The sequence below is a fragment of the Streptococcus oralis subsp. oralis genome, assembly GCF_002096595.1.
Lineage (GTDB): Bacteria > Bacillota > Bacilli > Lactobacillales > Streptococcaceae > Streptococcus > Streptococcus oralis_D.
Window position 1 is genome coordinate 22,280 of the sequence record NZ_NCUR01000010.1, and the last position, 19,516, is coordinate 41,795.

The 19,516-nt window shown below is 44.0% G+C and carries 18 protein-coding genes; 17 read left to right on the top strand and 1 reads right to left on the bottom strand.

Translation table 11 applies throughout. From position 1 onward, the window contains the following. Positions 1 to 81 precede the first annotated feature (81 nt). The 6 genes from B7714_RS04470 (at position 82) to alaS (ending at position 7,245) form a co-directional block, all read left to right on the top strand. The gene (locus tag B7714_RS04470; RefSeq protein WP_000742905.1) at positions 82 to 1,239 is read left to right on the top strand and encodes an ABC transporter ATP-binding protein; all 1,158 of its coding nucleotides are present in this window, start codon (positions 82 to 84) and stop codon (positions 1,237 to 1,239) included. After that, complete coding sequence (locus tag B7714_RS04475; protein ID WP_000754115.1) at positions 1,220 to 2,026, top strand: ABC transporter permease; 807 nt, start codon at positions 1,220 to 1,222, stop codon at positions 2,024 to 2,026. The genes B7714_RS04470 and B7714_RS04475 overlap by 20 nt, the downstream gene beginning before the upstream one ends. Further along, entirely contained in the window at positions 2,023 to 2,796 is a 774-nt protein-coding gene (locus B7714_RS04480; protein WP_000712721.1) for an ABC transporter permease, read from the top strand. Before B7714_RS04475 ends, B7714_RS04480 begins: the two co-directional genes overlap by 4 nt. After that, complete coding sequence (locus B7714_RS04485; protein ID WP_084859755.1) at positions 2,793 to 3,863, top strand: ABC transporter substrate-binding protein; 1,071 nt, start codon at positions 2,793 to 2,795, stop codon at positions 3,861 to 3,863. The genes B7714_RS04480 and B7714_RS04485 overlap by 4 nt, the downstream gene beginning before the upstream one ends. A gap of 257 nt (positions 3,864 to 4,120) precedes the next feature. Beyond that, complete coding sequence (locus B7714_RS04490; protein WP_061420712.1) at positions 4,121 to 4,606, top strand: LURP-one-related/scramblase family protein; 486 nt, start codon at positions 4,121 to 4,123, stop codon at positions 4,604 to 4,606. Positions 4,607 to 4,626: 20 nt separating this feature from the next. Beyond that, positions 4,627 to 7,245 (top strand): alanine--tRNA ligase, encoded by a 2,619-nt coding sequence (gene alaS / locus B7714_RS04495; RefSeq protein ID WP_084859756.1) that lies wholly within the window; start codon positions 4,627 to 4,629, stop codon positions 7,243 to 7,245. A gap of 87 nt (positions 7,246 to 7,332) precedes the next feature. Here the strand turns inward: alaS and B7714_RS04500 are convergent, their stop codons facing one another. After that, a complete protein-coding gene (locus B7714_RS04500; RefSeq protein ID WP_084859757.1) occupies positions 7,333 to 8,781 on the bottom strand; it encodes an alpha-amylase in 1,449 nt (482 codons plus the stop codon). A gap of 272 nt (positions 8,782 to 9,053) precedes the next feature. Between B7714_RS04500 and B7714_RS04505 the strand changes: the two genes are divergently transcribed. The 11 genes from B7714_RS04505 (at position 9,054) to B7714_RS04555 (ending at position 19,439) form a co-directional block, all read left to right on the top strand. Then, positions 9,054 to 10,217 (top strand): class I SAM-dependent rRNA methyltransferase, encoded by a 1,164-nt coding sequence (locus B7714_RS04505; protein WP_162284803.1) that lies wholly within the window; start codon positions 9,054 to 9,056, stop codon positions 10,215 to 10,217. Further along, entirely contained in the window at positions 10,214 to 10,891 is a 678-nt protein-coding gene (gene aroD / locus B7714_RS04510) for a type I 3-dehydroquinate dehydratase (RefSeq protein ID WP_084859758.1), read from the top strand. Before B7714_RS04505 ends, aroD begins: the two co-directional genes overlap by 4 nt. Continuing rightward, positions 10,881 to 11,735, top strand: a complete 855-nt coding sequence (locus B7714_RS04515) for a shikimate dehydrogenase (RefSeq protein ID WP_084859759.1) — start codon at positions 10,881 to 10,883, stop codon at positions 11,733 to 11,735. Before aroD ends, B7714_RS04515 begins: the two co-directional genes overlap by 11 nt. Positions 11,736 to 11,753: 18 nt before the next feature. After that, positions 11,754 to 12,821 (top strand): 3-dehydroquinate synthase, encoded by a 1,068-nt coding sequence (gene aroB, locus B7714_RS04520; RefSeq protein ID WP_084859760.1) that lies wholly within the window; start codon positions 11,754 to 11,756, stop codon positions 12,819 to 12,821. A 9-nt stretch (positions 12,822 to 12,830) separates the two neighbouring features. Further along, positions 12,831 to 13,997: a chorismate synthase gene (aroC, locus tag B7714_RS04525; RefSeq protein WP_084859761.1), complete on the top strand. Its 1,167-nt coding sequence runs from the start codon at positions 12,831 to 12,833 to the stop codon at positions 13,995 to 13,997. A 9-nt stretch (positions 13,998 to 14,006) separates the two neighbouring features. After that, complete coding sequence (locus B7714_RS04530; RefSeq protein WP_084859762.1) at positions 14,007 to 15,110, top strand: prephenate dehydrogenase; 1,104 nt, start codon at positions 14,007 to 14,009, stop codon at positions 15,108 to 15,110. Between the two features lie 10 nt (positions 15,111 to 15,120). Beyond that, on the top strand, positions 15,121 to 15,459 hold the full coding sequence (locus B7714_RS04535) for a YlbF/YmcA family competence regulator (protein ID WP_044020548.1): 339 nt from the start codon (positions 15,121 to 15,123) through the stop codon (positions 15,457 to 15,459). Positions 15,460 to 15,549: 90 nt separating this feature from the next. Next, a complete protein-coding gene (gene aroA / locus B7714_RS04540) occupies positions 15,550 to 16,833 on the top strand; it encodes a 3-phosphoshikimate 1-carboxyvinyltransferase (RefSeq protein WP_084859763.1) in 1,284 nt (427 codons plus the stop codon). Continuing rightward, the gene (locus tag B7714_RS04545; protein ID WP_044020550.1) at positions 16,826 to 17,302 is read left to right on the top strand and encodes a shikimate kinase; all 477 of its coding nucleotides are present in this window, start codon (positions 16,826 to 16,828) and stop codon (positions 17,300 to 17,302) included. The genes aroA and B7714_RS04545 overlap by 8 nt, the downstream gene beginning before the upstream one ends. After that, complete coding sequence (gene pheA / locus B7714_RS04550) at positions 17,299 to 18,147, top strand: prephenate dehydratase (protein ID WP_084859764.1); 849 nt, start codon at positions 17,299 to 17,301, stop codon at positions 18,145 to 18,147. Before B7714_RS04545 ends, pheA begins: the two co-directional genes overlap by 4 nt. Further along, positions 18,144 to 19,439, top strand: coding sequence for an LCP family protein (locus tag B7714_RS04555; protein WP_084859765.1), 1,296 nt, complete (start codon positions 18,144 to 18,146; stop codon positions 19,437 to 19,439). The genes pheA and B7714_RS04555 overlap by 4 nt, the downstream gene beginning before the upstream one ends. The last annotated feature ends 77 nt before the right edge of the window (positions 19,440 to 19,516 follow it).

A 19,516-nucleotide genomic window follows, 5' to 3' on the forward strand; every position in this document is an offset into this window, starting at 1 on the left:
GTTTAATCTCCTACACGAGGTGGTAGCGGCCTGACAGAGCCCTGATCTGTTAATTTATGAAAAAGAAGGAATTTATGACAATTGAAAAAACCAATTATTGAATTCAAAAACGTCTCTAAAGTTTTTGAAGACAGCAACACCAAGGTTCTCAAAGACATCAATTTTGAGTTGGAAGAAGGGAAATTTTACACTCTTTTGGGTGCATCTGGTTCAGGAAAATCAACCATTCTAAACATCATTGCAGGTTTACTGGATGCGACGACAGGGGATATTTTACTGGATGGGGTGCGGATCAATGACATCCCAACTAATAAACGAGATGTCCATACCGTCTTCCAATCCTATGCCTTGTTTCCACATATGAATGTGTTTGAAAATGTTGCCTTTCCACTCCGCTTGCGTAAAGTCGACAAGAAAGAAATCGAACAACGTGTTGCGGAAGTTCTCAAGATGGTTCAGTTGGAAGGTTATGAGAAACGTTCCATCCGTAAACTCTCTGGAGGACAACGTCAGCGTGTGGCCATTGCCCGTGCCATTATCAACCAGCCCCGTGTGGTCTTGTTGGATGAGCCTTTGTCAGCGCTGGACTTGAAATTGCGGACAGACATGCAGTACGAACTGCGTGAATTGCAACAACGATTGGGAATTACCTTTGTCTTTGTTACTCATGATCAGGAAGAAGCTCTCGCTATGAGTGACTGGATTTTCGTTATGAACGATGGTGAGATTGTTCAGTCAGGAACACCTGTGGACATCTACGACGAGCCGATCAACCACTTTGTTGCCACCTTTATCGGTGAGTCCAACATCTTGCCAGGAACCATGATTGAGGACTACTTGGTCGAGTTTAACGGCAAACGCTTCGAAGCGGTCGATGGAGGGATGAAGCCAAACGAGCCTGTCGAGGTTGTCATTCGTCCAGAGGACTTGCGCATCACTCTTCCTGAAGAAGGCAAGCTCCAAGTTAAGGTGGATACTCAGCTTTTCCGTGGGGTTCACTACGAGATTATCGCCTATGACGAACTCGGAAATGAATGGATGATCCACTCGACTCGTAAGGCCATTGTGGGTGAGGAAATCGGTCTGGACTTTGAACCAGAAGATATCCACATCATGCGTCTCAACGAAACCGAAGAAGAGTTCGATGCTCGTATCGAAGAATACGTAGAAATCGAAGAGCAAGAAGCAGGTCTGATTAACGCTATTGAGGAGGAAAGAGATGAAGAAAACAACCTCTAAGCTCTTTGTAGTGCCCTATATGCTTTGGATTGCCCTTTTTGTTCTCGCACCCTTGGTCTTGATTTTCGGTCAATCCTTTTTCAACATTGAAGGGCAGTTTAGTTTAGAAAACTATAAATCCTACTTTGCGTCACAAAACTTGACCTATCTTAAAATGAGCTTCAACTCTGTGCTCTATGCGGGGATTGTCACCTTGGTGACGCTTCTCATCAGCTATCCAACAGCCCTCTTTTTGACTCGTCTCAAGCACCGTCAACTCTGGCTCATGCTGATTATCCTGCCGACTTGGATCAACCTACTCCTTAAGGCCTATGCCTTTATCGGAATTTTTGGTCAGAATGGCTCCATTAACCAATTCTTGGAATTCATCGGAATCGGTTCGCAACAGTTGCTCTTTACGGATTTCTCCTTTATCTTTGTCGCAAGCTACATCGAGCTTCCCTTTATGATTTTGCCGATTTTCAATGTCTTGGATGATATGGATAACAATCTCATCAATGCCAGCTATGATCTCGGTGCGACCAAGTGGGAAACTTTCCGCCACGTTATCTTCCCTCTATCAATGAATGGAGTGAGAAGTGGGGTTCAGTCGGTCTTTATCCCCAGCTTGAGTCTCTTCATGCTGACACGTTTGATTGGAGGGAACCGCGTTATCACACTGGGAACGGCTATTGAGCAGAACTTCCTGACAAATGACAACTATGGAATGGGTTCTACCATCGGTGTGATCCTCATCCTGACCATGTTTCTCACTATGTGGGTGACCAAGGAAAGGAGAGAACGATGAAAAAATTTGCCAATCTCTACCTAGCTTTTGTCTTTATCATCCTATATTTACCAATCTTTTACTTGATTGGCTATGCCTTTAATGCTGGTGATGATATGAACAGCTTTACTGGTTTTAGCTTGAGCCATTTTCAAACCATGTTTGGTGATGGTCGTCTCATGTTGATCCTCACTCAAACCTTTTTCTTGGCCTTTCTATCAGCCTTGATCGCGACCATTATTGGGACTTTCGGTGCTATTTATATCTATCAGTCTCGTAAGAAATACCAAGAGGCCTTTCTATCTCTTAATAATATCCTCATGGTTGCGCCAGACGTTATGATTGGTGCCAGTTTCTTGATTCTTTTTACCCAGCTTAAGTTTTCACTTGGATTTTTGACAGTTCTATCTAGTCACGTGGCCTTCTCCATCCCAATCGTGGTCTTGATGGTCTTGCCTCGTCTCAAGGAAATGAATGCTGATATGATTCATGCGGCCTATGACTTGGGAGCCAGCCAGTTTCAGATGTTTAAGGAAATCATGCTTCCTTATTTGACTCCGTCTATCATTGCAGGTTATTTCATGGCCTTCACCTATTCGCTGGATGATTTTGCCGTGACCTTCTTTGTCACAGGGAATGGCTTTTCGACCCTATCAGTTGAGATTTACTCTCGTGCTCGTAAGGGGATTTCTCTAGAAATCAATGCCCTGTCTGCCCTTGTCTTTCTCTTTAGTATTATCCTAGTTGTAGGTTATTACTTTATCTCACGTGAGAAGGAGGAGCAAGCATGAAAAAACTCTATTCATTTTTAGCAGGAATTGTAGCGATAATCCTTGTCTTGTGGGGGATTGCGACTCATTTAGATAGTAAAATCAACAGCCGAGATAGTCAAAAACTGGTTATCTACAACTGGGGTGACTATATCGATCCAGAACTCTTGGAGCAATTCACAGAAGAAACAGGAATCCAAGTCCAGTACGAGACCTTTGACTCCAACGAAGCCATGTATACCAAGATCAAGCAGGGTGGAACGACCTATGATATTGCCATCCCGAGTGAGTACATGATTAATAAGATGAAGGACGAAGACCTCTTGGTTCCTCTTGATTATTCAAAAATTGAAGGAATCGAAAATATCGGACCTGAGTTCCTCAACCAGTCTTTTGACCCGGGCAATAAATTCTCCATCCCGTACTTCTGGGGAACCTTGGGAATTGTTTACAATGAAACCATGATAGATGAGGCGCCTGAGCATTGGGATGACCTCTGGAAACCAGAATACAAGGATTCCATCATGCTCTTTGATGGGGCGCGTGAGGTGCTGGGACTCGGGCTTAACTCACTTGGTTACAGTCTCAACTCCAAGGATCCTCAGCAGCTGGAAGAGACAGTGGATAAGCTCTACAAATTGACTCCAAATATCAAGGCCATTGTGGCAGACGAGATGAAGGGTTACATGATTCAGAACAACGCTGCTATCGGTGTGACTTTCTCTGGGGAAGCCAGCCAGATGTTAGAGAAAAATCCTAACCTCAAGTATGTCGTTCCGACTGAGGCCAGCAATCTCTGGTTTGATAACATGGTCATTCCAAAAACCGTGAAAAATCAAGATGCCGCCTATGCCTTTATCAACTTTATGTTGAAACCCGAAAATGCTCTGAAAAATGCGGAGTATGTGGGCTATTCAACCCCAAACCTACCAGCCAAGGAAATGCTCCCAGAGGAGACCAAGGAAGACAAATCCTTCTATCCAGACGCTGATACCATGAAACACCTAGAAGTTTATGAGAAGTTTGACCATAAATGGACAGGAAAATATAGCGACCTCTTCCTACAGTTTAAAATGTATCGGAAGTAGGAGATATGCTTTCTTGTCAGCTTTTCCAGTTGACGCAGAACCCAAAAAACGATATAATAAGAAAGTTGAGAATTGATTTTCTGTCATCTTAGCCCAGAGAAATGGCGGTGCTGCGAGCCATCTAAGGTAGGAAGTCATGCTACTCAATCAGACAATTGCATAAGAATAAGAGAATGACAAGTTCATTGAATGAAGGTGGTACCGCGGTTTTTCGCCCTTCGTGATATGAGCTTGTCTTTTGATTTTTGGAGGTGTTTATGAAGACATTTCTCGTGAAACAAAAGTTTCGTCTTGGGGGCGAACGTTTTGATATCAAGGATGACAGAGGAGTAGTGAACTATCAAGTGGAGGGATCTTTCTTCCAAATTCCTAAGACCTTTACCATCTATGACGCCTATGGTGAGCAGGTCAGTGAAATCAGTAAAGAATTTTTCACCTTGCTTCCTCGCTTTACTATTCAGCTACGAAACGGTTCCAATTTCGTCATTCGTAAGAAGTTGACCTTCTGGCGAGATAAGTATGAGTTTGATGATTTAGGGCTTCGTATCGAGGGCAATATTTGGGATTTAAATTTCAAATTGCTGGATGACCGTGATCAGCTTGTCGCCGAGATTCGGAAAGAGATTTTCCATTTGACCTCAACTTACACCGTAACCGTCTATGAAGACTCTTATGCAGATCTGGTCATTTCCCTTTGTGTCGCGATTGACTATGTGGAGATGCTGGAAAGCCAATCAAATTAAACAAGTAATAAGGAGATATTATGAAACAACTATCTAGTGCTCAAGTTCGCCAAATGTGGCTTGATTTCTGGGCAAGCAAAGGACACTCTGTAGAACCATCAGTCAGCTTGGTTCCTGTAAATGACCCAACTCTTTTGTGGATCAACTCTGGGGTAGCAACCCTTAAGAAATACTTTGACGGAACCATTATCCCTGAAAATCCACGTATTACCAATGCCCAAAAAGCGATTCGTACTAACGATATTGAAAACGTAGGGAAGACTGCGCGTCACCATACTATGTTTGAAATGTTAGGGAACTTCTCTATCGGGGATTACTTCCGTGACGAAGCCATCACATGGGCTTATGAGCTTTTGACAAGCCCAGAATGGTTTGATTTTCCAGCTGAAAAACTCTACATGACCTACTATCCAGATGATAAAGATTCTTACAACCGCTGGATTGAAGTAGGAGTGGACCCAAGCCACTTGATCCCAATCGAGGATAATTTCTGGGAAATCGGTGCGGGACCTTCTGGACCAGATACAGAGATTTTCTTTGACCGTGGAGAAGCATTTGATCCAGAAAACATCGGTATTCGCCTGCTTGCAGAGGATATCGAAAACGACCGTTACATCGAAATCTGGAACATCGTTTTGTCACAATTTAACGCAGACCCTGCTGTACCTCGTAGTGAGTACAAGGAATTGCCGCACAAGAACATTGATACGGGCGCTGGTTTGGAGCGTTTGGTGGCCGTTATCCAAGGGGCTAAGACCAACTTTGAAACAGACCTCTTCATGCCAATCATTCGTGAAGTTGAGAAATTGTCTGGTAGGGTCTACGACCAAGATGGCGATAACATGAGCTTTAAGGTCATTGCGGACCATATTCGTTCTCTTTCATTTGCCATCGGTGATGGTGCCCTTCCAGGAAACGAAGGTCGTGGTTATGTTCTTCGTCGTTTGCTCCGTCGTGCTTCTATGCACGGTCAAAAATTGGGTATCAACGAGCCTTTCCTTTACAAACTCGTTCCAACTGTTGGAAAAATCATGGAAAGCTACTACCCAGAAGTGCTTGAAAAACGTGACTTTATCGAAAAAATCGTGAAGAGCGAAGAAGAGTCATTTGCCCGTACCCTTCATTCAGGTCAACACTTTGCAGAAACAATAGTAGCTGACCTGAAAGCCAAAGGTCAAAACGTTATTGCGGGGCAAGATGTCTTCAAACTCTATGATACATACGGATTCCCAGTTGAGTTGACAGAAGAAATCGCTGAAGAAGCTGGGATGACTGTAGACCGTGAAGGTTTTGAAGCAGCCATGAAAGAGCAACAAGAGCGTGCGCGTGCGTCAGCTGTCAAAGGTGGCTCAATGGGCATGCAAAATGAAACCCTTCAAAACATCACTGTAGAAAGTGTCTTCAACTACAATGCTAGTCAATTGCCTTCTAAGTTGGTCGCTATCGTAGCTGAAAACGCTGAAGTAGAAGCTGTTTCAGAAGGAACTGCCTCTCTCATCTTTACAGAGACTCCATTCTACGCTGAAATGGGTGGACAAGTAGCTGACCACGGTCAAATCTTGGATTCTAAAGGAAATGTCGTAGCGACTGTAACGGACGTGCAAAAAGCACCAAATGGACAAGCTCTTCATACTGTTGAAGTTCTTGCACCACTTGCTTTGAACCAAGAATACACCTTGGCAATTGATACCAATCGTCGTCACCGTGTTATGAAGAACCACACAGCTACTCACTTGCTCCATGCGGCTCTTCACAATATCCTTGGCCACCATGCGACACAAGCAGGATCTCTGAACGAAGTCGAATTCCTTCGCTTTGACTTCACTCACTTCCAAGCCGTGACTCCAGAAGAATTGCGTGCTATTGAACAGCAAGTCAATGAGAAAATCTGGGAAGCAATTGCAGTAGAAACTGTTGAGACAGATATTGACACGGCTAAAGAAATGGGAGCTATGGCCCTCTTTGGTGAGAAATACGGTAAGGAAGTTCGTGTTGTTACAATTGGTGACTACTCAGTGGAACTTTGTGGTGGTACCCACGTTGGCAACACTTCTGAGATTGGTCTCTTCAAGATTGTCAAAGAAGAAGGAATCGGTTCAGGAACTCGCCGTATCTTGGCAGTGACTGGTAAGGAAGCCTTTGAAGCTTACCGTGAACAAGAAGACGCTCTTAAAGCTGTTGCAGCAACCTTGAAAGCACCTCAACTCAAGGAAGTTCCTCACAAGGTTGAAGGTCTTCAAGAGCAACTCCGTCAATTACAAAAAGAAAATGCAGAATTGAAGGAAAAAGCCGCAGCCGCAGCCGCAGGTGATGTCTTCAAGAATGTTCAAGAAGCAAACGGTCACCGTTACATTGCAAGCCAAGTTTCTGTATCAGATGCAGGTGCCCTTCGTACCTTTGCGGATAACTGGAAACAAAAAGACTACTCTGATGTGCTTGTCCTAGTTGCCGCTATTGGTGACAAAGTCAATGTCCTCGTAGCAAGCAAGACTAAAGATGTGCATGCAGGAAACCTTGTCAAAGAATTGGCTCCAATCGTCGATGGACGTGGTGGTGGTAAACCAGACATGGCCATGGCAGGAGGAAGCAATCAAGCGAAAATCCAAGAACTCTTGGATGCAGTAGCAGGTAAATTATAAGACAATAAAGATCTATCCATTTGGGTAGGTCTTTTTGTGCATACAAAAAAGCCAAATCCGGTTGGATTTGGCTTGTACCTGATAGGTTTATTTTGCTGCCCAGACACTGATTGAACCCGCTGCTACTGGAAATTCTCCATAACCTTCAGCATTGATTGTAACTTGTGCTGGGTGATTTTCAAGGAGATCAACAAAGGTTTGGTCAGCCCATTCTTGCCCGACAAACATAGCCTTGCTGTTTTCTTGGTCATTTGAAATCAAGACTACGATTGGGGATTGATGTTCAGCGCCTGAACGGACCCATCCAATACAGTTGGCATCATCAAAGTAGTCTGTTTGCTCTCCATAGGCCAAGTCTTTTCGAATGGCTAGGAGAAGGTCAAGAACTTCTCTGAAATCTTGTTGAGCAAATTGCCCTGAAATGCCGTAATAGTCTCCATAAAAGACACATGGAAGTCCATCTTGGCGTAATAGAATAAGGGCATAAGCTGCTGGCTTAAACCATTCTTCGACGGTTGATTCAAGGGCCTGTCCTCGTTGAGTATCATGGTTGTCAACGAAAGTGACAGCCTTGTCAGGCTTGAGTTCGACCAAGCTATCTGTGAAAATGTTACGAAGGTCGAAGCTTGCTCCAGCCTGACTAGCTTCAAAGAGGTTCTGGTGGAGACGAACATCGACAAGGTCAAAACGTTCTTCTGTTTTCTCGAGATAGTCTAGGTTAGCTTCCTTGTCAGGGTTCCAAAATTCTCCGAAAACATAGAAATCTTCGCCGTATTTTTCCTTCATATCACGGATGAAATTGCCCATAAAGAAGGAGTCGATGTGCTTAACGGCATCCAAGCGGAAACCAGCTACACCGGTCGTTTCCATGAACCAGTCAGCCCAGTCATAGATGTTTTGGATGACTTCAGGATGCTTAAAGTCTAGGTCGGCATACATGAGGTAGTCGTAGTTACCGTTTTCGTTATCGACCAATTCCTCATTTGCCCAACCTTTATTGTCCCCCTGGATCAGGTAAATGCCAGACTTACGGCGCTTTGCATCGTAGTCCGTACCTGTAAAGTGGTACCAGTGCCAGTGGAAGTCATTGTAGGTGTTTTGGCGACCATCGAAAGTAAAGTGAGTCCAGCCATTGATAGTAAAGGGCTCGCTTAGTTGAACGGTACGATCCTCAGGGTCTACTTCAATAACCTGAAAGGCTTCCATATGATCGGCAGCAGCCTTGTGATTGAGCACCACATCGGCCATAGGTTGAATTCCTTGTGCCTTTAGGGTTTGAATGGCTTGAAGATAGTCTTCTTTAAACCCATACTTGGTACGGACAGTCCCTTTTTGGTGAAATTCACCTAGGTCAAAAAGATCGTAAACACCATAGCCTACATCTTTTTCGTTGGTTGCCTTGAAGGCTGGTGGCATCCAGACATGGCTGATACCAAGGTTTGCTAGGTGCTCTGCGTCATTTGTTAGACGAGCCCAGTGCTGGCCGTCATGAGGCAGATACCATTCAAAGTATTGCATAAGTGTCTGATTTTGCATTGTTTTTCCTCTTGCTTATCAATGTTGTGTTTTATTCTACCATAAAGTTTAGAACTAGCCAAACGTTTGCGCAAGATTCTATACTCATTTCTGAATTTGTCTATTTTTAGCGCGTGGAAACTCTCCTTCCACTACAAGGGAGAGGATATCTTGGCGAAAATGTAGATTGAATAAACTTATTTGAACAAAAATGACACTCAGTAAACTAAAGTACATATGGTTAAACGGTTTCTTTTTTGAGAATTGTCACAAAATTTGCTATAATAGTAGCTATGAATAGAATTAGGGTCAGCAGACGTGTTGAAAAAAAGCTAGCTAAGGGTCTAGTTCTTTTGGAAGCGAGTGATTTAACAGATATTGAACTGACGGATCAGGCAGTAGAAGTTCTTAGTCAAGACGGAAAGTTTTTAGGGAGCGCCTATCTTTCCCAGCAGAACAAGGGAATCGGTTGGTTCATCAGCAAGGAAAAGGTTCGTTTCAATCAAGTCTTTTTTGAAATTCTGTTTCGTAAGGCCAAGGAAGCTAGAAAGCCTTATTATCAAGATGACTTGACTACTGCCTTTCGCCTTTTTAACCAAGAGGGGGATGGTTTTGGTGGTCTGACTGTTGATCTCTATGGAGATTATGTGGTCTTTTCTTGGTACAACTCCTTTGTTTACCAGATTCGTGAGCTGATAGTAAAGGCTTTTAAGGAGGTTTTTCCTGAGGTCTTGGGGGCTTATGAAAAGATTCGTTTTAAAGGTCTAGACTACGAGTCTGCCTATGTTTATGGTGAGGAAGCGCCAGATTACTTTACTGTTCTTGAGAACGGCGTGCTCTATCAGGTCTTTATGAATGATGGCTTGATGACAGGGATTTTCCTAGACCAGCATGAGGTTCGTGGGAGTCTGGTTGACGGTCTAGCCATGGGCAAAACCTTACTCAATATGTTTTCCTATACGGCTGCCTTTTCAGTTGCTGCAGCTATGGGAGGTGCCAGTGAGACGACTTCTGTCGACTTGGCCAAACGGTCTAGAGAGCTGTCAGAAGCTCATTTTCAGGCAAATGGACTCAGCACGGACAATCACCGTTTTATCGTTATGGATGTCTTTGAGTACTTCAAGTATGCCAAGCGAAAAAGCTTGACCTATGATGTGATTGTTCTTGATCCGCCGAGCTTTGCCCGAAATAAAAAACAAACTTTCTCTGTAGCTAAGGACTATCACAAGTTGATTTCCCAGGGTCTAGAGATTTTAAATCCGGGAGGCATTATCATTGCAAGTACCAATGCTGCAAATGTTTCCCGCCAGAAATTTACAGAACAAATTGATAAAGGTTTTGCAGGAAGAAAATATCAGATCTTAAAAAAATATGGTCTTCCAGCAGACTTTGCCTATAATAAAAAAGATGAAAGCAGTAATTACCTCAAGGTGATTAGTATGAAGGTTAGTAGATGAAATTAATCGTTTCAGTAATGCCAAAAAGTTTAGAAGAAGCGCAAGAACTGGATGCCACTAGGTATGAAGATGCCGATATCATTGAGTGGCGTGCGGACTTTCTTACAAAGGACGCTATTTTACAGGTAGCACCCGCTATCTTTGAGAAATTTGCAGGACGCGAACTTGTCTTTACCCTTCGGACTCGCACTGAGGGAGGAGAAATCGAACTTTCCTCAGGAGAGTATGTTCAAATCATCAAGGAAGTTACTCAGCTCTATCAGCCGGATTATGTAGATTTTGAGTATTTCAGCTACAAAGACGTTTTTGAGGAAATGTTGGATTTTCCAAATCTCGTATTGAGCTATCATAATTTCCAGGAGACACCTGAAAACATGATGGAGATTTTGTCTGAGTTAACCAGTCTCTCTCCCAAAGTGGTCAAGGTATCAGTTATGGCCCATACGGAGCAGGATGTTTTAGATCTGATGAACTACACACGAGGATTTAAGACACTCAACCCTGAGCAAGAGTATGTAACCATTTCCATGGGGAAAATGGGCAAGGTATCTCGTATCACTTCAGATGTGACAGGTTCAAGTTGGTCATTTGCTAGTCTGGATGAAGCGAGTGCCCCAGGTCAGATTTCGCTATCAAACATGAAGAAAATCAGGGAGATTTTGGATGAAGCTTGATGGCTATACACGTATGGCAGCTGTTGTTGCAAAACCCATCAAACACTCTATTTCACCCTTCATCCACAATAGAGCCTTTGAGGCGACAGCTACCAATGGTGCCTATGTGGCTTGGGAGATTGAAGCGGGTGACTTGGCAGAAACAGTCGCCAATATTCGCCGTTACCAGATGTTTGGAATCAACCTGTCTATGCCTTACAAGGAGCAAGTGATTCCTTATCTGGATGAGTTGAGTGATGAAGCTCGTTTGATTGGGGCGGTCAACACAGTTGTCAATCAAGACGGAACGTTAATTGGATATAATACAGATGGCAAGGGATTCTTTAAGAGCTTGCCTTCTTTTACAATCTCGGATAAGAAAATGACCATTCTGGGGGCAGGTGGTGCGGCCAAATCAATCTTGGCACAGGCTATTTTGGATGGCGTCAGTCAGATTTCTATCTTTGTGCGTTCAGCTTCTATGGAAAAAACAAGACCTTATCTAGACAAGTTGCAGGAGCAAACAGGTTTTAAAGTGAACTTGTATGATTTAGAAGATCTTTCTGAACTGCAATCAAGGATTGCTGAGTCAGACCTGCTCGTCAATGCGACTAGTGTGGGAATGGACGGTCAGTCGTCCCCAGTTCCAGAAAGCATCAATTTGCCAAAGACTCTCTTGGTTGCAGATATCATTTACCAACCCTTTGAGACGCCGTTTTTGAAATGGGCTAGAAGTCAGGGCAATCCAGCTGTCAACGGCCTGGGGATGTTGTTCTATCAAGCTGCTGAAGCTTTTCAATTGTGGACAGGTAAAGAAATGCCGACAGAAGAGATTTGGCAGTCCTTAACAGAAAAATACCAATAATGAAAAGGAGACCCTACTATGAAAATCAGAATCGATATTCCGCATCATCCTTATGATATTCAGATTGAAAAAGGTTGTCTGGCTCAGGCTGGTCAATGGTTGCGAGAACTCTGGCAACCTCAAAAAGTGGTCATTGTAACCGACAACCATGTAGCCTCTCTCTATGCAGAGAAGGTTAAACTCAGCCTAGAAGATGCTGGTTTTCAGGTAGCTGTTTTTGATTTTTTAGAAGGCGAAGAACGAAAAAATTTAACAACTGTTCAGAAGGTCTATGAATTTTTAGTCAAGCAAGGTCTGACTCGTAGCGATGGGATTGTGGCTCTTGGCGGTGGTGTCGTTGGGGACCTAGCTGGTTTCGTAGCCTCTACCTATATGCGGGGCATTCACTTTGTTCAGATTCCGACTAGTTTGACAGCTCAGGTTGATTCTTCTATCGGTGGAAAGACGGGTGTTAACACTCCATTTGCTAAGAATATGGTGGGTACCTTTGCCCAACCAGATGGGGTTCTGATTGACCCGCTTGTCCTTGAAACACTCGGGAAAAGGGAGTTGATAGAAGGGATGGGTGAGGTTATCAAGTATGGCTTGATTGAGGATCCAGAACTGTGGGCTCTCTTAACGGAACTGGATGGTTCTGTGGAGAGTATACTGGAACATGCAGAGACCTTGATCGAGCACTCTTGTCAGGTGAAGCGCAAGATGGTGGTTGAGGATGAGTTGGACAATGGTGTTCGGCTCTACCTCAATTTTGGACACACCATTGGCCATGCTATTGAAGCAACGGCCGGTTATGGCAAAGTCATGCATGGTGAAGCTGTAGCCATGGGCATGGTGCAGATTTCCAAGGTTGCTGAGAAAAAAGGCCTCATACCAGAAGGAATGACCCAATCTATCAAAGATATGTGCCAGAAGTTTGGTTTGCCTGTTGAGTACGAAAACTGGGATGTAGGCAAGCTTTATCAGGCTTTGACTCATGACAAGAAAGCGCGTGGCAACACCTTGAAATTGGTATTGGTACCAGAGCTTGGCTCAGCGGCCATTCACCCAGTTTCTCTGGAAGAGATGAAAGACTACTTGGTAAAATAAGGAGAACGTATGAGATATTTAACTGCAGGAGAATCACATGGCCCCCGTCTGACAGCTATCATTGAAGGAATTCCAGCTGGACTTCCTTTGACAGCTGAGGATATCAATGACGACCTTAAACGCCGTCAGGGTGGCTATGGTCGTGGTGGTCGTATGAAGATTGAGAGCGACCAAGTTGTCTTTACATCGGGCGTTCGCCACGGGAAGACGACAGGGGCTCCTATTACCATGGATGTCATCAATAAGGACCACCAGAAATGGCTGGATATCATGTCTGCTGAGGATATTGAAGACCGGCTTAAAAGCAAGCGGAAAATCACCCATCCACGTCCAGGTCATGCCGACTTGGTAGGGGGCATCAAGTACCGTTTTGATGATTTGCGAAATTCCTTGGAGCGTTCATCAGCTCGTGAAACAACCATGCGAGTGGCAGTTGGGGCAGTAGCCAAACGTCTCTTAGCTGAGCTGGATATGGAAATCGCCAACCATGTTGTGGTCTTTGGTGGTAAGGAAATCGATGTACCTGAAAATCTAACAGTCGCTGAGATTAAGGAACGAGCTGCTCAGTCAGAAGTTTCTATTGTCAACCAAGAGCGGGAACAGGAAATTAAGGACTATATTGACCAAATCAAGCGTGACGGTGATACCATTGGTGGGGTTGTGGAGACAGTCGTCGGAGGTGTTCCAGTTGGTCTCGGTTCCTATGTCCAATGGGATAGAAAATTGGATGCGCGATTGGCTCAGGCAGTGGTTTCTATCAATGCCTTTAAAGGGGTGGAATTTGGTCTTGGCTTTGAAGCTGGTTACCGCAAAGGAAGCCAAGTTATGGACGAAATTCTCTGGTCTAAAGAAGATGGCTATACTCGTCGTACCAATAATCTGGGTGGTTTCGAAGGTGGCATGACCAATGGGCAACCGATTGTTGTTCGTGGTGTTATGAAACCCATTCCCACTCTTTATAAACCTCTTATGAGTGTGGATATCGAGACGCATGAACCCTATAAGGCAACCGTGGAGAGAAGTGATCCGACCGCTCTTCCAGCTGCAGGAGTGGTCATGGAAGCTGTTGTGGCAACGGTTCTGGCACAAGAAATCCTTGAAAAATTCTCCTCAGATAATCTTGAAGAATTAAAAGAGGCAGTTGCCAACCACCGAGACTATACAAAGAATTATTAAGGAGTTCTTATGGCAAAAACCATCTATATCGCAGGACTCGGTTTGATTGGTGCCTCGATGGCGCTTGGTATCAAGCGCGATCATCCCAATTACGAAATTCTAGGTTACAATCGCAGTCAGGCTTCTAGAGATATTGCCTTGAAAGAAGGTATGATTGACCGTGCGACGGATGATTTTGCCAGTTTTGCTCCTCTGGCAGATGTCATCATTCTGACCTTGCCGATCAAGCAGACCATTGCTTTTATTCAGGAGTTGGCAGGTTTGAACTTGAAAGAAGGCGTCATTATCTCGGATGCAGGCTCAACCAAGTCAGCTATTGTGGATGCAGCAGAGCAGTATTTGACTGGCAAGTCTATTCGCTTTGTCGGGGCTCATCCTATGGCTGGTAGCCACAAGACAGGAGCTGCCTCTGCGGATGTTAATCTTTTTGAAAATGCCTATTATATCTTCACACCATCGAGCCTGACAAGTCCTGACACACTTGAGGAAATGAAGGATCTGCTTTCAGGCCTTCATGCTCGTTTTATCGAGATTGATGCCAAGGAGCATGATCGAGTGACTTCACAGATTAGCCATTTTCCCCATATCTTGGCATCAGGTCTCATGGAGCAAACAGCTGTCTATGCTCAAGAACATGAGATGACAAGGCGCTTTGCGGCGGGTGGTTTTCGAGATATGACTCGAATTGCAGAGAGTGAACCAGGTATGTGGACTTCTATTCTTTTGTCCAATCGCGAGACCATCCTAGAGCGGATTGAGGATTTCAAGGAACGCTTGGAAGCGATTGGTCAGGCCATCAGCAGGGGAGATGAAGAGCAAATCTGGAACTTTTTCAACCAAGCGCGTGCGCAACGTCAGGCCATGGAAATACATAAGCGTGGTGGTGTGGATAGCTCTTACGACCTCTATGTCGATGTTCCCGATGAAGAAGATGTCATCTTGCGAATTTTGGAATTGCTACGTGGGACTTCTTTGGTTAATATCCACATCAACGAAGAAAACCGTGAAGATGTTCACGGTATTCTCCAAATTTCCTTTAAAAATGCTCAAGATTTAGAACGAGCTGAACGCTTAATTACAGAAAATACGGACTATACAGTCGTCATCAAATAAGGAGAAAATCATGTCAAATATTTACGATAGTGCAAATGAACTTAGCCGCGGGTTACGCGAATTACCAGAATACAAGGCGGTCAAGGTAGCAAAAGATGCCATCCAAGCTGATGAACAAGCTAGCAAGATTTTTGCAGACTACCTTGCTTTCCAACAAGAAATCCAAGTCATGGCGCAAACGGGACAAATGCCAGACGCCTCTTTCCAAGAAAAGATGCAGTCTTTCAGTAAGCAAATCCAAGAGAACGCTCTTTTGTCAGATTTCTTTGCCAAACAGCAACAATTGTCCATTTACCTTTCGGACATTGAGAAAATTGTCTTTGAACCTGTTTCAGAATTATTGAAATAGTATTTTATCTGTATAAAAGCCAGAAATTTCAGGAATTTCTGGCTTTTTTGTGATAAAATAAGAAAAAGTATTGCAAGTATGAGGTCAACTATGAAACTAAAAACAAACATTCGCCACTTACATGGCAGTATCCGGGTTCCAGGTGACAAGTCTATCAGCCATCGTTCGATTATTTTTGGAAGTTTGGCTGAGGGTGAGACTAAGGTTTATGATATTCTGCGTGGAGAGGATGTGCTTTCAACCATGCAGGTTTTTCGTGATCTTGGTGTAGAAATTGAGGATAAAGATGGGGTTATCACCATTCAAGGTGTTGGCATGGATGGCTTAAAAGCGCCACAAAATGCCTTGGATATGGGGAATTCTGGCACCTCGATTCGCCTGATTTCAGGTGTCCTTGCTGGTGCAGACTTCGAAGTAGAGATGTTCGGAGACGACAGTCTTTCTAAACGTCCTATGGATCGTGTGACGATTCCATTGAAAAAAATGGGGGTTAGCATTTCGGGGCAAACGGAGCGAGACCTGCTCCCTCTTCGCTTAAAAGGGACGAAAAATTTAAAACCGATTCACTATGAGTTGCCAATCGCCTCTGCTCAAGTCAAGTCTGCCTTGATATTTGCAGCCTTGCAGGCTCAGGGGGAGTCCGTTATTATCGAGAAAGAATGTACTCGTAACCACACCGAAGATATGTTGCAACAATTTGGTGGCCATTTAAGTGTAGAAGGCAAGAAAATCACAGTTCAAGGACCACAAAAACTGATCGGACAAAAGGTAGTTGTTCCAGGAGATATTTCCAGTGCAGCCTTTTGGTTGGTCGCTGGTTTGATTGTTCCAAACTCTCGTGTAGTACTGCAGAATGTGGGCATCAATGAAACTCGTACTGGTATTATTGATGTCATTCGCGCCATGGGTGGAAAACTAGAAATAATTGAAATCGATCCTGTCGCTAAATCAGCAACACTGACTGTCGAATCTTCAGACCTCAAAGGAACGGAGATAGGTGGATCCTTGATTCCACGCTTGATTGATGAATTGCCTATTATTGCCCTTCTAGCGACCCAAGCGCAAGGTGTAACGGTCATTAAGGATGCTGAGGAACTCAAGGTAAAGGAAACCGACCGCATTCAAGTGGTGGCAGATGCCTTAAATAGCATGGGAGCGGACATCACTCCTACAGCAGACGGGATGATTATCAAAGGGAAATCAGCCCTTCATGGCGCTAGAGTCAATACGTTTGGTGATCACCGAATTGGCATGATGACAGCTATTGCAGCCCTCTTGGTTGCGGATGGAGAAGTGGAACTTGACCGTGCTGAAGCCATCAATACCAGCTATCCTAGCTTCTTTGATGATTTGGAGAGCTTGATTCATGGCTAAGGTATTACTTGGATTTATGGGGGCAGGCAAGTCGACAATCGCTAGAGGCTTGGACCCAGACTACATCGATATGGATACCTTAATCGAGGAACATTTGGGCATGTCCATTGCGGATTTCTTCGCTGAAAAAGGAGAAGTGGCCTTTCGCCAAGTAGAGTCAGAAGTCCTAGCTGACTTACTAAAAACTGACCGAGTTGTGTCAACTGGCGGAGGGGTTGTCATTTCTCAGCGAAATCGTGACTTGCTTAAAACCAATCCTGATAACATCTACCTAAAAGCAGATTTTGAAACCCTCTACCAACGTATCGCAGCTGATAAGGACAATCAGCGCCCGCTCTTTCTTAACAAAAGTAAGGAAGAACTAGCAGCTATTTTCCATGAAAGACAAGCTTGGTATGAGGAAGTAGCCAGTCGGGTTCTAGATGTGACCAAGTTAAGCCCAGAGGAAATTATAGAGGAACTGAGATGAAAATTGCCTATCTAGGTCCCAAGGGATCTTTTTCGCATCATGTTGTGCAGACAGCTTTTCCCAAAGAGAAATTGCAGGCTTTTGCCAATATCACAGATGTCATCAAGGCCTATGAACAGGGCTTGGTGGACTATTCTGTGGTACCAGTTGAAAACTCCATTGAAGGTAGTGTCCATGAAAGTTTGGATTACCTTTTTCACCAGGCTCGCATCCAAGCAGTTGCAGAAATTGTTCAACCCATTCACCAGCAGCTGATGGCAGTTCCAGGTCAGTCAAAAATTGAGAAGATTTTTTCCCATCCTCAGGCTTTGGCTCAGGGAAAAAAATTCATCGATGAACACTATCCAGAGGCTAAAATTGAGGTAACAGCCAGTACCGCATATGCAGCTCGCTTTATTTCAGAACATCCAGATCAGCCTTATGCAGCTATTGCTCCTAAAAGTTCAGCTGAAGAATATGGCTTGGAATTGATTGCAGAGGATATTCAGGAAATGGAAGCCAATTTCACACGTTTTTGGGTGTTAGGGGCAGAGATACCGAAGATTCCTTTGAACTCACAAGCTGAAAAAATGAGTTTGGCCTTGACCTTACCAGACAACCTACCTGGTGCTCTTTACAAGGCACTTTCGACCTTTGCTTGGAGAGGGATTGACTTAACAAAGATTGAAAGTCGCCCCCTTAAAACAGCCTTGGGAGAATACTTTTTCATTATCGATGTAGACTATAGTGACAAAGAACTGGTTCATTTTGCAAGACAAGAACTAGAGGCCATTGGAATCCAGCACAAGATACTGGGAATCTACCCGATTTTTACCATAACTGATATAGAAAAGGAGAGTCAATGAGCAAAGAAAATCCTTTAAGTCATCACGAGCAGTTACGTTATGACTATCTCTTCAAAAATATTCATTACCTCAACGACCGTGAACGGAGGGAGTTTGACTATCTGCAACAGAAAATGGCAGGTCCCAAGTCTGAAGTTCACCATTTCCAACAAGAAGAAAAAGAAGAATCTTGGGGTAGTGACATTGATCTTCCGACCTATGGCAGTAGAAGCCGGTCTAAGAAACGGGAGAAGGTAGCTCCTCAACCTAAAGTCAAAAAGAAAAAGAGAAGAATTCGTTTCAAACGAATACTGACTTGGTTCCTGCTGTTGGTTACCTGTGTAGTTGCAGGTATGATTTTTATGTTTCTTCGAGGGTTCCAGTCAGCAGCCAATCCAACAAATAAGCCAGCTGACGCCAAGGCAGCTCAAGTAGAGGTCTTTAACGGTCAGGATACCAAAGATGGTGTGAATATCCTAGTCATGGGGACAGATGGCCGTATCGGTCAAAATAGTGCAGAAACCCGTACTGACACGATCATGGTACTGAATGTCAGTGGATCGGATAAGAAGATCAAACTAGTCAGCTTTATGCGTGACAACTTGGTTTATATCGACGGGTACAGTAAGATTGTAAATGGCCAGAAACAGACGGATAACAAACTAAACGTCGCTTATGAACTTGGGGAACAAGAAGGGCAAAAAGGGGCTGAAATGGTCCGCAAGGTTTTAAAAGACAACTTTGATTTGGATATTAAGTACTATGCTCTAGTTGACTTCCAAGCCTTTGCAACAGCTATTGATACCCTCTTCCCTGACGGAGTGACGATTGATGCTCAATTCTCAACATTGAATGGTCAACCTTTGACAGAAGCCACAGTTGGAGACGACCTTCATGCAACAGAGACAGAGTCCCCAACCCAAACCATCAAAGTTGGAAAACAGCAGATGAATGGATCCACCTTGCTGAACTACGCTCGCTTCCGTGATGATGATGAAGGGGACTACGGTCGTACCAAACGTCAGCAACAAGTCATGTCAGCTGTTCTTGAGCAGATCAAAGATCCAACCAAACTCTTTACAGGATCAGAGGCACTTGGAAAAGTCTTTGGAATGACTTCAACAAATCTACCATATAGCTTCTTGTTGACCAATGGCTTATCTGTCCTAGAAGGTGCTCAAAATGGCATTGAAAGACTTACCGTTCCAGAACTTGGTGACTGGGTAGATGCTTATGATATCTACGGCGGACAAGGTCTTCTGGTCGATCAAAATAAATACCAGACCAAACTCGCCCAAATGGGAATGAGATAGAATGCTATAAAAAAATCAAAGTTTGAATCACTAGTAAAAAAGTGGTTTAGGCTTTGATTTTTCTTAGTATCTGATGG